The following is a 14,169-nucleotide window of genomic DNA, read 5'->3' as shown; positions in this document are numbered from 1 at the left end:
TCCTGCGAAAGCGGGAATGACGACCATGTAGGCTTTTCCCGCTCACCGCTCACCGCTCACCGCTCACCGCTCACCGCTCACCGCTCACCGCTCACCGCTCACCGCTCACCGCTCACCGCTCACCGCTCACCGCCCCCATGTCCGCCGTCCTCACCCTCACCTCCGACCTGATCCGCCGGGCCTCCGTTACGCCCGACGACGCCGGCTGCCAGGACCTGATCGCCGAGATCCTCGCCCGCGCCGGTTTCGCGATCGAGCGCCTGCGCTACGGCGAGGTCGACAACCTGTGGGCGACGCACGGCGGCGACGGGCCGGTGCTGGCCTTCCTCGGCCACACCGACGTGGTGCCGAGCGGGCCGGCCGAGAACTGGGCCAGTCCGCCGTTCGAGCCGGCGATCCGCGACGGACGTCTATACGGCCGCGGCGCGGCGGACATGAAATCCGGCGTCGCCGCGATGGTCGTCGCGCTGGAGGACTTCGTGCGCGCGCATCCGCGCCATCCGGGCCGCGTCGCGTTGCTGCTGACGTCGGACGAGGAGGGCGTCGCCGTCGACGGCGTGCGCCGCGTCGCCGCCGAGTTCCGCGCTCGCGGCGAACGGCTCGACGCCTGCGTGGTCGGCGAGCCGTCGTCGAAGCAGCGCCTGGGCGACCTGATCCGCGTCGGCCGTCGCGGCTCGCTGACCGGCCGGCTGCGCGTGCGCGGCGTGCAGGGGCACGTCGCCTACCCGGAGAAGGCCGACAACCCGATCCATCGACTCGCGCCGGCGCTGGCCGAGCTCGCGGCGGTGCGCTGGGACGAGGGCGACGAGGCGTTCCCGCCGACCTCGTTCCAGATTTCCAATCTCAACTCCGGCACCGGCGCCGACAACGTGATTCCGGGCGAGCTGCGTGCGGTATTCAACTTCCGCTACGGCACCGCCAGCACGGCCGAGGGCCTGCGCGAGCGGGTCGAGGCGATCCTGCACCGTCACGGCGTCGCCTTCGAGCTCGACTGGTGGCTGTCCGGCGAGCCGTTCCTGACCCGCGGCGGCGCACTGCGCGAGGCGACCATCGCGGCGATCCGCGCGTCGTGCGCGGTCGAGCCGGAGCTCAGCACCGGCGGCGGCACCTCCGACGGGCGCTTCATCGCGCCGCTCGGTGCCGAGGTGGTCGAAGTCGGTCCGTGCAACGCCAGCATCCACAAGGTCGACGAACACGTCGCGCTGGACGAGCTGGAACGTCTGCCGGCGCTGTATCGCTCGATCGCCGAGCGCTACCTGCTCGCTTCGGCGACCTGATCGGATCGAACGCTGCGCTTCGTGCGCAGGCGCAGCGTGACGCCCGCGCGGCATGGCCCTACACTCGGGCCCCGGCGTTGCGGAGTCGGGGTGTCGACGTGGTTCCGCAGTTCGACGCGCAGGCGTCGGCGGACGTCGTCCCTGCCACGAATTCCTTGCATCCGATGCGCTTGCCGAGCACGCCGTTCCGCTTCCTCCTCGCGATTGCGATCTTCTCCACGTCGACGCTGACGGCGCAGGCCAGGCCGGCGCAATGGATCGACGTTTCACGCCAGCTCTCGCCGGGCGGCGGCGCGGCCGATTTCACGCCGCACGGCACGCAGCCGGGGCTCGATTTCGATCTGCAGTACAGCGAGCAGTGCAGCAACTGCCACGGCAGCGGTGGCGGCGGCAGCGTCGCGGTCGACCGCACGATGCGCCCGTTCTCGACCTGGGCCGGGTCGATGATGGCGAACGCGACGCGCGATCCGGTGTTCTGGGCCGCGCTCGACGTCGCCAACAACGACGTGCCCGGCGTCGGCGACTATTGCCTGCGCTGCCACACGCCGCAGGGCTGGTTCCGCGGCAACGTCGTCAAGCAGGGGCTGAATCCGACGCCGAACGACCCGGTCAAAGGCGCCGCCGGCTGCCTGCTCTATGGAACCTACGCCTCGCCCGACGACAGCAACAGCGATTTCGGCGGCACCAGCTGCCACTACTGCCATCGCCTGATGGCACAGGGACCGCAGGGCCAGCCGCCGTACGAGGACAACGGCAACGCCTGGGTCGACGACCTGCCTTGCGACCCCGAGAACGGCATGTTCGAGCCCTGCCGCCGCGGTCCGTACGACTACGCCACCGGCGGCTCGCCGCCGCCGCACGCGTGGAAGTATTCCGAATTCCACACGCAGAGCGCGATCTGCGGCACCTGCCACAATGTCAGCTCGCCGGACCTCGGCAGCGGTCCGCTGAAGACGCTCAAGCTCGGCGACGGTACCGACACGGCACGCGCGTTCCCGATCGAGCGCACCTACAACGAGTGGCTGCAGAGCCAGTACGCGCAGGCGCCGGAACGGACCTGCCAGTCCTGCCACATGCCGTCGACACCGTCGGAAGACGCCTACGCCTGCATCTATCGCGACAATCTCCGCCAGGGCAACCTGCCGGTGCACCAGCTCGCCGGCGGCAACACCTGGGTTCCAGGCATCATCAAGGGCGAGTACGCCGCGCAGATCGAGAACAACGGCGGCCACGTCGACCGCACCAGCGCCTACGACCAGACCATCGACTGGGCGCGCCAACTGCTCACCGAACAGTCCGCGGACGTCGCCACGACGATCACCAGCTACACGCCGGCCGGCGCCGGCGCCGGCGCGCTCGCGCTGCGCGTGAAGGTGACCAACAAGACCGGCCACAAGCTGCCGACCGGCTACGCCGAGGGCCGGCGCATGTGGCTGAACCTGCAGGTCAAGGACGCCAACGGCGCGCTGGTGTTCGAGAGCGCCGCCTATGATCCCGCCAGCGGCGTGCTGACGCAGGACAAGCAGGCGCGCGTGTACGAGGCCTTGCAGGGCATCTGGAATCACCGCGGCAACGACACCTGCGACGTCGACGACGTCGACGGCACGCCGATGTTCCATTTCGCGTTGAACGACTGCGTCGCCAAGGACAACCGCATTCCGCCGCTCGGCTTCAAGCCGGCGTCCGCGTCCGACCCGAATGGTTACGAATTGCTTCCGGTCGGCGCGAACTATCCGGAAACCACGCCCGGCTCGGGCATCCTGATCAACTACGACCAGGTCGACTACGCGGTCGCGCTGCCGCCGGGCACGCAGGGCCCGCTGACCGCGACGGCGCGGCTGTACTACCAGACCTCGAGCAAGGAATACATCGAGTTCCTGCGCGACGAGGCGCTGGAGAATTCGTTCCAGGGCGAGAACCAGATGTGCGGCCCGGGCGACGCCAATCGCCCGCGTCCATTCAGCGTGGGGCCGCAGAACAAGACGCGCGGCCAGTACCTGTTCGACCTTTGGAACGAGCCGGTCGCCGGCGAGCGCATCTTCGCCGACGGCTTCGACGGCAAGGCGCCGAAGACCGGCTACGGCAAGTCGCCGCCGGAGCTGATGCAGACGGCGAGCGCGACCACCAACTGAGCCTCCGGGAAGGGGCTTTCCGACAATCTGGCCTTTTGCTTCGCAACATGGGGTCTCGGGGCAGGCGTGTTAGATTCGGCGCTCCGCCCGTCGGTTTCATTCGCAACTTTCCCATTGCGAAACCAGCCGGCGTGCATCGCTCATGGGGTGAAATCGTGAAACGAAGCATCAGTGTCCTGATCGGCCTGTGCTGCGCGCTGCCACTCGCGCATGCCGGGGTGATCGAGAAAGCGCAGCAGGAAGAAGCCGCCGCGCAGCAAGCCTGGTCCGCCTGGGGAGGCGAGGTCGGCTTTCGCTGGAATCGCGACCTGCTCGGCAACCTCGGCGTCAAGGTCGAAAGGCAGCCGCACGAGCGGCTCGAGAAGAGCGATCGGCGCCGGCACGAGTGGTTCGCCGTGCGCGAGGCCGGCAGCCTGAAGTTCCAGGTGCGCAACGGCGCGCTGAAGCAGTTCGGCGGCGGCTCGCTGCAGATGCGCGGCGGCTACGTGCTGCGCCTGCCCGACAACACGGTGATCGATCTGCGCGAGCTGACGCTGCGCGTGCGCGAGGACGGTTCCAACATCCTCGACGTGGTCAGCGGCGACGGCAAGAGCTGGTTCTTCATCGATCGGGTGATGTTCGAGCTGGTCGACGGCAAGCGCACGCTGGCGATCCACGCCGCCGACATGCGCATGGCGCCGCAGTTCGCCGCGCGCATCGGCCGCCCGGAAGCGGCTGGCTGGGCTGCCTCGGATCTGGCGCTGGACACCAAGGTCTACGTGCAGGGGGACGACGAAGTCACCGGCGGCACCTGCGAGCCGTACCCGTGGCCGGGCGTGGGCGTGCCGGGCGTGACCGGTGCGGCCTATCAGGCCGACCTGTTCATGAAGGCGATCGACTTCCAGCCCGCCGGCTGCCAGAACTGCACCGGCCCGGGCGGCGCCAACGACGGCCTGGTCGCGTTCGTGCCGAACTCGACGCTGAGGAACAACGTCAACGACGGCACCGCGCAGGAGACCATCCCGGGCGATCCGCTCGGCACCAGCACCGCGCTGTACACGGCGAGCATCGCCTGGCACCAGATGTTCAGCGGTAGTCCGCCGACGTACAACCCGCCGTACAAGAACGACCAGCATCCGTTCCTGATCTGGAACATGTATCGCATCAACGCGAACGGCGGCATCGAGCAGATCGCGCGCTCCGGCGTCAAGCATGCGTGGCTGACGACCAACAGCGGCTGCCAGGGCAGTTGCTACGCCTCGCACATCCTCGGCCGCGGCTGCAGCGACACCTACAGCACGTTCAACAACGACAACCCGAGCGACCTCGGCCCGCGTTCGGAAATCGTGCCCGCCACCGGCACCTGGGGACGCTGCGGCTCGATCTGGGATCCGGACTGCACCGGCAGCGAGCAGAGCAACGGCAACGACGACTGGACCCAGCGCATGACGATGCGCGAGTCGCAGATCGATCCTGCCGCCCATCCCGGCGCGACCTTCCTGATGGATTCCTGGTATATCGCCAAGGAAGACATCAACATCTACAACTCGATGGCCACGGTCACCGGCACGCCGCGCTACACCAGCGGACAGTGGTCGTTCGGCGGCCAGGCCAACTATCGCCTCGGCGCGGCGATCGACCGCTGGGTCGATCCGGCCGATCCGGGCGAGAACGCGATGAACACCGAGCTGGTCGCCACGCCCGGCGGCCACGCCAAGCTCGCGGTCAAGGTCACCGATCTCGGCGACGGCACGTGGCGTTACGACTACGCGGTGATGAACTTCGATTTCGCGCGCGCCGTCGTGGAAGGCGCGGCAAACGGGCCGGATCCGCGCGTGGTCAGCAACAAGGGTTTCGACAATTTCAGCGTGCCGCTGCCGTCGTCGCAGACGGTCGTGGCGACGACCTTCAGCAACGGCACCCTCGACAGCAGCAGCGCCTGGGCGGTGAGCACGGCAGGCGACCGCGTGACGTGGAGCGTGCCCAAGGGCGGCCAGACGCTGGACTGGGGCACGCTGTATTCGTTCTCGATCACGGTGGCGGCGCCGCCGATCGCCGGCAACGCGAACCTGCACGTGGCGCAGACCGGCAATCCGGAGGCGTTCGACGTCGCCACGCTGGTGCCCGACGTCAAGGTCGTCAACGACAGAATCTTCAAGGACGGTTTCGAGTCGGCGCCCTGAACGATCGCCGACCGGCGATCGTGAGAGCCGATCCGCTCGCCGGCTCTGCGCAACCGCGCAGTCCGGTTTCCCGACCAAGGAACGGCGCTCCGGAAGCGGCGCCGTTCCCGATCATCCATCGACGAGGTGAAAGATGAAACAGATTCTGCTGGCCGCGGGCATCGCGCTCGCGTGCGTCACGGCCGCGCATGCCGGCGTCATCGAACAGGCGCAGCGCAAGCAAGCGCAGACGTGGTCCGCCTGGGGCGGCGAGATCGGCGTGCGCTGGAATCGCGACCTGCTGGCCAATCTCGGCGTCACGCTGGAGGCGCCGAGCGGGCGCATCGCGCGCGAAGATCGGCGCCGGCACGAATGGTTCCAGCTGCGCCAGACCGGCGGCCTGGAATTCTCCGTGCGCAACGCGACCTTGCAGCGCTTCGAAGGCGGCTCGCTGCAGATGCGCGGGGGCTACGTGCTGCGCCTGGCCGACGGCAGCCGCATCGACCTGCGCGACCTGTCGATGCGCGTGCGCGCGAGCGATCCGAACATCCTCGACGTCGTCAGCGGCGACGGCAAGGTCTGGTTCTACACCGACCGGGTCATGTTCGAGCTGGCCGACGGCAACCGCACGCTGGCGGTGCGCGCCGCCGACCTGCGCATCACGCCGGAACTCGCGGCGCGCATCGGCGTACCGGAAGTGGCGAGCTGGGAGCTGGCGGATCTGTCGCTGAACACCGAAGTCAACGTGCAGGGCAGCGGCGGCCAGCCGGACGGCGTGTGCAGTCCGTATCCGTGGCCGGGCGTGGCAGTGCCGGGCGTGCCGGGGGCGACCTATCAGGCCGACCTGTTCATGAAGGCGCTCAACTACCAGCAGGCCGGCTGCCAGAGCTGCGACGGCCCCGGCGGCACGGACGGCATCGTCTCGTTCGTGCCGAGCTCGACGCTGCGCAACAACGTCAACGACGGCGCCACGCAGACGACCATCAGCGGCGATCCGCTCGGCACCAGCGGCGCGCTGTACACCGCCAACGTCGCCTGGCGCCAGATGTTCACCGGCAACAACCCGCCGTACAACAACGACCAGCATCCGTACCTGATCTGGAACATGTACCGCATCAACGCCGACGGCAGCATCGAGCAGATCGGCCGCTCCGGCGTGAAGCACGCGTTCCTGACCACCAACGGCGGCTGCGCCGACAGCTGCAATGACTCGCATTCGCTCGGCCGCAGCTGCAGCGACACTTACGGCACCGGCAACAACGACAGCCCCGGCGATCTCGGACCGCGTTCGGAAATCATCCCGGCGACCGGGCAGTGGGGACGCTGCGGTTCGATCTGGGATCGCACCTGCACCGGCACCGAGCACAACAACGGCAACGACAACTGGACGCAGCGTCTGAAGACGCGCGAGTCGCAGGTGGATCCGGCGGCGAATCCGGGCGCGACCTACGTGATGGATTCCTGGTACCTGGCCCGCGAGGACATCAACATCTACAACTCGATGGCGACGGTCACCGGCATTCCGCGCTACACCAGCGGCCTGTGGACGCTCTCCAACCAGGGTGCGATGCAGCTCGGCGCGGCGATCGACCGCTGGGTCGATCCGGGCAATCCGGGCGCGAACGCCAAGAACACCGAGCTGGCGACGGCGGAAGGGCACGCCAAGGTCGCGGTCAAGGTCACCGATCTCGGCGGCGGCAACTGGCGCTACCACTACGCGGTGATGAACTTCGACTTCTCGCGCGCGGTGACCGAGGGCTCGGAACCGAACCTGCGCGTGCTCAGCAACAAGGGTTTCGACAGCTTCACCGTGCCGGTTCCGGGCACCGCGACGGTCAGCACGAAGACCTTCCGCGACGGCGATCTCGACGCGACCAACGACTGGGTCGCGCTCGGCGGCAACCGTGCGAGCTGGAGCACCAGCGGCCGCACGATGTCCAATCCGGGCGGCGCGCAAACCAAGCCGACGCTGGACTGGGGCACGCTGTATTCGTTCTCGGTGGTGGTCAACCGCGCGCCGGTCGCCGGCCAGGCGACCCTGCACGTGGCGCAGGCCGGCACGCCGGCGTCCTACCAGGTCGCGACGCTGGTTCCGGGCAACTGACGCGCCGCGCTCACGGGCCGGGCAGGCCCGGTCCGTGAGCATAGGCCTGCCGCCCGAAGGTACCCGCGGGAGCGATTGCTCGCAGAGGCGCAGGAAGCGCGGAGGAAAAGCGAAAGGCGGTTTGAGCAGGAGCGCTTCTTACTCTGCGTTCTCTGCGCCTCCGCGAGAGACGCCTCTCTCGACCGTCCTATTCGCTATCGCGTCGCCGGCGTCATCGTCAGCACGTGCTGCGCCGGCCCCGGCAGGAACGGCGTCGGCCGGCCCGCGGCCCAGTCGGCGTGGCCGGCGCCGTAGTACGGCGACAGCGGATGGCCGCTCTGGCCGCCGGCCATCATGAAGTAGCCGTTCGCCTCGTCCCCCGGTGCGACCGCGAAGCGTTCCGACGCGCCGAAGCTCGGCCCCTGCACGCGCGGCATGTTGCTGTCGCCGGGCAACGCTTCGTAGGGCATGTCGAGAAAGCGCGCGAGAAAGGCCGGCAGGCCGCGCGAGACCGGATGCGCGATCCGCATCGTGTTGCGTTCGCCCCAGCTGCGTGCGGCCAGTCTCCCCGGCTGCGCATCGAGCTTGCCGCCGACGCGCTCGGCGCAGGCGAGCAGCAGCGCATCCCAGTCGGCGTAGCCCGGCGGCAGCAGATGCGCGGGGCGCTCGTCGACGAGCTTCCACGCCGTGTATTCGCCTTGCGCGAGCGTCGGCAGGGCGAAGTCGGCGAAGCGCCGGCGCACCACCGCGGCGAAGCCGTCGAGGACGGTGTCGACGACCTCGTTGCGCCACGCGCGCACCAGCCGGTACGCCACCGAATCGGTCGAGGCGTGTCCGTTCCAGCCGGCCAGCGCGCCGCGCATCGCCTCGTTCAACGCCGACTTCGGCGCGCGTTCGAGCTCTCGCTGCAGCAAATCCTTCCAGCGTTCGAGGAACAAGGCGCGATCGTCGAGCTGGATCGCCAGCAGGTCGGCCGGCGCGAAGCGTTCGCGCGCGGCGAGGTCGTCGCGGATCTGCCCGGCGCGCGCGCCGAGGTCGTAGCCGCCGTCGCCGAGCGCGGACAGCCACGGCGCGTCGGCGACGCGCTGGTTGGCGGTCCACAGGCGCTGCGAAGCGGGATTCTCGATGCGCGGATAGTCCTGCGCCGGCAGCCAGCCGTCCCAGCCTCTGCCGGCCTGCGACCAGTCCGTCGGCAGTGCGGCGTCGTAGCCGCCGGCGCGCCTGGGAATGCGTCCCGCGAGCGTCCAGCCGATGCGCCCGTCGCGATCGCCGACGAGGAAATTCTGCGGCGGCAGGCCGCTCGCCTGCGCGATCGCCAGCGCCTCGCCGGTGTCGTGGGCGAGTTCGAGCCGTTGCAGATCCAGGTTGAACGCACCCGGCATCTGCGCCGTCCAGGCCAGCGCGAGCGGCGTGCCGTCGGCGTCCTCGGCCAGGATCGGACCCCAGCGCGTTTCCTCGATGCGCAGCGTCTCGTCCGGCGCGCCGTGGACGTGCAGCGTTTCGGTGATTTCCGACAGCGGCGTCCATCCGTCCGGCGTTCGATAGCGCGTGCGGTCCTGCGCATCGCGCGTCACGCGCACCCAGTCGGCGGTGTCGACGTAGCTGTTGGTGAAACCCCAGGCGACGTGGCCATTGCTGCCGGCGATGAGCGCCGGTGTGCCCGGCAGGCTGGCACCGCCGACGTCGACCTCGCCGCCGCGCGGGTCCGGGTAGAGGAGGCGCGCGCGGAACCACAGGCCGGGTACGCGCAAGTCCAGGTGCATGTCGTTGGCGATCAGGGCCGCGCCGCCCGCGAGCGCGCCGCCGACCGCGAAGCTGTTGCTGCCGGGCAGGTTCGCGACCGCCGTGTCGGCCGGCTTCAGCAGCTTCGGATCGAGCGTGCGCAGGTCGAGATCCGCGACGCCCGGCACGTCCGGGATCGCCAGTGCGGCGCCCGCGAGCGGCGCGTCCCAGTCCCCGCCACTCGTGGTCAGGAGACGGAACGCGGTTTCCGGCAGCGTCGCGCGCATTTTCGTATAGGCGAGTTCGCGCTTGTTCTCCGCGTCGTTCAAGGTGAAGGCCATCGCGGCGACGACCAGCAGGCAGTCTTCGCTGCGCCACGGCGCCGGTTGGTTGCGCGTCAGCAGGTAGGCGAACGGCCGCACCGACAGCGCGGCGAGCCCGGCGTTGGCGCCGTCGGCGTAGCGCTCGATCTGCTCGCGCTGATCGGCCGGCAACGCGGCGACGGCCGCCTGCATGCGTGCGCGCATGCGATGCGCGCGCGCGATGCGATCGACCGGCAGCGCGACGGCGCCGAACAGTTCCGCCAATTCGCCCGCCGCACGCCGGCGCAGCAGGTCCATTTCGAAGTAGCGTTCCTGCGCGTGCACGTAGCCGAGCGCCCAGGCGAGGTCCCGGCGGTTGGTCGCGCGGATCGTCGCCGTGCCGAGCGAATCGCGCTCGACGGTGACCGCTTGCGTCAGCGCCGTCGACGAAATCCCGCCTTCGTATTGCGGCAGGCTGCCGCGCAGCGACAGCCAAAGAGCGACGAGGAGGCCGATCGGAAGCAGCACGAAAGACGAAATCAGAAAACGTCGAAGTCGGTTCGGATGGCGCATCGGCGTGCTCGGTGAGGTCCGCGCATCATAGGCGCGGCTCGTTCGCTTGGAGGAGTCTGATTCGTCGGGTCATTTTTCGGCCCGGCGCGCATCCGCCGATGCGCGATCCGGGCGCGGCGGGAAAATTCCAGGAAGAGAAAATGTTGCAGTGCACTGTCGATTTCTCTGCCTGCTGCGCAGGAAAAGTTGTTCTGGCTCTCAAAACGAGCATATAGTTCAGGTCAGCCAGCGCGCGTTCAGGGTGAGCAGCGCGGCTCACTGCAGAAATCGATGCGAAGCTGCCGAGGCAGCGCGCCTGCGCGCGCGCTCGGCAACCGGCGCGAACCTTGGGGAAGGGCGATGAAGCAACACCGCACGAAACATTCCTGCCGCAGCTGCCGGCGCTGCGCCTTTTCCTGAATCATCTTGCAAGAAATTTGCCCGACGCCGGCTTGCCGGCGCGTACGGCGATGCTTGGACGGGCGTCATGCGTCCGTCCGAATTCGGTCCTTGGGGAGTATTGGCATGAGAAGCAAGGTAAAGAGAACTTGGATTTGGCTGGGCTTGACGACGGGATTGATGGCGAGCGGTTCGGCGTTCGCCTTCCCGGAACCTTATTGCGTGCGCGGCTACGGCAGCGGCGTCGAGCCGATCACGTCGGTCGCGATCGACGGCATCAACAAAACCAGTCCCACGACGGGCGGGGCGGCTGACGAAGACTTCACCGCCACCACCGGCGCACTCGCGCCCGGTGGCAGCTATCCGATCACGGTCGGCGGCAACACGGGCGGCAACTTCACCGACGCCGTCGTCGTCTACGTCGACTGGAACCAGAACGGCACCTTCGACGCGGACGAAGGCTATTTCGTCGGCACCCTCAACAACACCACGGGCGCCGACGGCAAGACGGTGGCCTCGAGCGTGTCGGTGCCGGCAGGGGCGACGCTCGGCAATACGCGCATGCGCGTCACCAAGCAGTACTTGTCGGGCGCAGCGACCGGCACGCCGGCGGACGCACCGGCCTGCGGCACGACCGGCTTCGGTCAGGCCGAGGACTACACGGTCAACATCAGCACGTCCGCTCCGGTCCCGCCGTCGTTGAGCATGGCCTTCTCGCCGACCAACACGCCGGTGGGAACGCCGAGCACGTTGACGCTGACGATCGGCAACACGTCGGCCGCGGCGATGAATCTGACGGCCGACTTCACCAATACCCTTCCCACGGGCCTGACGCTCGCTACGCCGGCTGCGGCTTCGTCGACTTGCGCGGGTACGTTGACCGCCGCCGACGGCGGCAACTCGATCACGTTGGCCAACGGCGGTTCGGTTCCGATCGGCGGATGCACGATTTCCGCCAAGGTCTCGGCGGCTGCCAGCGGAATCTTCATCAACACCATCGCCGCAGGCGCGCTGGTCACCGACCAGGGTTCCGCCGGCGGTGCCAGTGCGACCTACGAGGCGACGCAGGGCGGCACCGCCGTTTCCTACAGTACCGGCTTCGAGTCGCCGTTCACGGTCGGCACGATCAACGGCCAGCAGGGCTGGGCCGCGCGCAGCGTGAACGTCGCGACGACCATGCCCGCGAACGGCACGCAGCATCTCGGCATCACGTCGACGGCCAGCCCGACCACGAGCAACTACGCTCTGGCGATTTCGCCGACGACCCCGGTCGGTACCACGACGCATGCGGCGATCAGCGCGAATCTGCGACTGTCGAGGTTGACCAATGGCGCGTTCTGGCGCTTCAACCCGCAGGATCCCGCCGCCGGCAAGGTGATGACCTACGTCCAATTCGAGCCCACGGCGCAGAAGATCCAGGCGATCACGTTCGACGCCAGCGGTAACGGAACCTTCGTGGACACCGGCGCGACGTACACCGCGGACACGTACTTCAGCATCAAGGCGATCGTGGATCGCTCGACCGGCGCGCTGACGCTGTGCAAGGACGGCCAGCAGATCTATCAGGACACCAGCGGCAACAGTACGGCGGCACGCAACATCGGCAACGTGGCGATTTCCCAGGTTGCCGGTTCCGGCCAGACCGCGAACAACACGTTCTTCGCCGACGATCTCAAGATCGAATACACCAACTCCAGCGCCTGCGACGGATCGATTTCGACGCACACCGTCACCTCCAGTGTCGGCACGCCGTCGGGAACGATCACCCCGCTGGGTGCGCAGACCGTGGCCGACGGCGGTTCGGTCAGCTTCACGCTGACGCCGGACAGCGGCTTCCACGTGGACAACGTCGGCGGCACCTGCGTCGGCAGCCTCGCCGGCAGCGCCTACACGGTGAACAACGTCGCAGCGGATTGCACGGTCGTCGCGAATTTCGCGGCCGATGCCGGCACCGACCACACGGTGACGCCGAGCGTGGGTACGGGCAGCGGCACGATCGATCCCTCGACGCCGCAGACGGTGGCCGACGGCGGCTCGATCAGCTTCACGCTCACCGCGGACAGCGGCTTCCAGATCGGTACGGTCGGCGGCACTTGCGGCGGCACTCTTTCGGGCAGCACCTACACGACGAGCGCCGTCACCGCCGATTGCACGGTCGTGGCGAATTTCACGGCGATCAGCGGCCCGCCGGTGGCGAGCATCACGCCGGCTTCGCTGTCGTTCTCGGTCGCGCAGAATTCGACCGGTAGCAATCCGCTGACGATCGCCAACACCGGCGGCGGCAATCTGACCTTCTCGATCACCGAGGCGCTCGCCAGTCGCGCTCCGGTGCGCGACGGCGCTCCGTCGATGACGAGCTCGCGCGAGAGCAGTCCGTCCGCAGGAACGACGCCGCGCCGGAATCCGCAGCCCATGGCCGTGGCCATCGACGAAGGCTTCGACAATCTGGAAACGCTCGTCGCGACCGGCGGCTGGATACGCGGCAACCGCAGCAATCCGCTGGGACAGTCGACCTGGGCGCAGTGCGGCGGCAGCGCGATTCCGCCGGCGTTCGACGGCAGCGCCAATTCGTGTGCCCTGGTCAACTTCAACAGCACGACCGGCGCCGGCACGATCAGCAACTGGCTGCTGACGAAGGAGATCACGTTTGCGCCGGGGACCACCGGCAGCTTCTACACGCGCACCGGCGGAACGGCGCAGTTCGCCGATCGTCTCGAAGTGCGCGTCTGCACGAGCGGCGATTGCACGAACTTCGGCACCGGCGCAACGGACGTCGGCAACTACACGAGCGTGCTGCTGACGATCAATCCGAACCTCGTCTCGGGTGCGGATCCGACCGGAGTGAACGGCTATCCGACTTCGTGGACCCAGTTCACGATTCCGAACCTGCCGACCTCGGGCACCGGGCGCATCGCGTTCCGCTACTTCGTCACCAGCGGCGGTCCCGACGGCGACAATTCGAACATCATCGGTCTGGACCGCCTCGTCGTGAACACCGGAACGGTGACACCGACGGGCTGCACCAATCCCAGCGACGTTCCGTGGCTGAGCGCGTCGCCGAGCTCCGGTTCGGTGGCGGCGGGCGCGAACACGCCGGTGACGGTCAGCGTGAACACCAATGGACTCGCGGCGGGCAGCTACGCGGCTCACGTCTGCGTCGCCACCAACGACACGGCGAATCCGTCGGTCGACGTGCCGGTCAGCCTGACGGTGACCGGCGGCGCCACGACCCACGTGGTGACGCCGAGCGTGGGCACCGGCACCGGCACGATCTCGCCGTCGACGCCGCAGACCGTGAACGACAATCAGACGACGAGCTTCACGCTCACGGCCGGCAGCGGCTTCCAGATCGGCAGCGTGACGGGCACTTGCGGCGGCAGCCTCAACGCCGGCGTGTTCACCACCGCCGCCGTCACCGCGGATTGCACGGTGATCGCGAACTTCACCGCAACCGGCGGCGGCGTGGTCTGCTCGAACCCGATCAACCATTCGATCGCGACGGACCTCGACGGCAGCTACTTCGGCTGGGTCTCCGGCCAGGTGTCGGACGACAGCTTCACC

At 68.6% G+C, this 14,169-nt stretch carries 6 protein-coding genes; 5 read left to right on the top strand and 1 reads right to left on the bottom strand.

The genetic code is table 11. The annotated features are described in order from the left end of the window. Positions 1 to 137 precede the first annotated feature (137 nt). The 4 genes from dapE (at position 138) to J7520_RS08320 (ending at position 7,654) form a co-directional block, all read left to right on the top strand. Positions 138 to 1,277 carry a succinyl-diaminopimelate desuccinylase gene (gene dapE / locus J7520_RS08335; RefSeq protein WP_291186596.1) on the top strand — a complete coding sequence of 380 codons (1,140 nt, stop codon included), beginning with the start codon at positions 138 to 140 and terminating at the stop codon, positions 1,275 to 1,277. A 164-nt stretch (positions 1,278 to 1,441) separates the two neighbouring features. Beyond that, positions 1,442 to 3,409: a hypothetical protein gene (locus J7520_RS08330; RefSeq protein ID WP_291186593.1), complete on the top strand. Its 1,968-nt coding sequence runs from the start codon at positions 1,442 to 1,444 to the stop codon at positions 3,407 to 3,409. Between the two features lie 155 nt (positions 3,410 to 3,564). Further along, complete coding sequence (locus J7520_RS08325) at positions 3,565 to 5,571, top strand: hypothetical protein (protein ID WP_291186590.1); 2,007 nt, start codon at positions 3,565 to 3,567, stop codon at positions 5,569 to 5,571. 133 nt (positions 5,572 to 5,704) lie between these two features. Further along, positions 5,705 to 7,654, top strand: coding sequence for a hypothetical protein (locus tag J7520_RS08320; protein ID WP_291186587.1), 1,950 nt, complete (start codon positions 5,705 to 5,707; stop codon positions 7,652 to 7,654). Positions 7,655 to 7,848: 194 nt separating this feature from the next. Here J7520_RS08320 and J7520_RS08315 read toward each other — a convergent pair whose 3' ends face one another. Continuing rightward, positions 7,849 to 10,185 (bottom strand): penicillin acylase family protein, encoded by a 2,337-nt coding sequence (locus J7520_RS08315; RefSeq protein ID WP_291186584.1) that lies wholly within the window; start codon positions 10,183 to 10,185, stop codon positions 7,849 to 7,851. A gap of 588 nt (positions 10,186 to 10,773) precedes the next feature. On the opposite strand from J7520_RS08315, the gene J7520_RS08310 reads away from it, so the two are divergent. Continuing rightward, the coding region (locus tag J7520_RS08310; protein WP_291186581.1) for a choice-of-anchor J domain-containing protein at positions 10,774 to 14,169 on the top strand (3,396 nt) is incomplete at its 3' end.

This window comes from Dokdonella sp. (genome assembly GCF_017744955.1).
Taxonomy (GTDB): Bacteria; Pseudomonadota; Gammaproteobacteria; order Xanthomonadales; family Rhodanobacteraceae; genus Dokdonella_A.
Note: the sequence above shows the minus strand (reverse complement) of the source record. Positions and strands in the feature narration are given on the sequence as shown.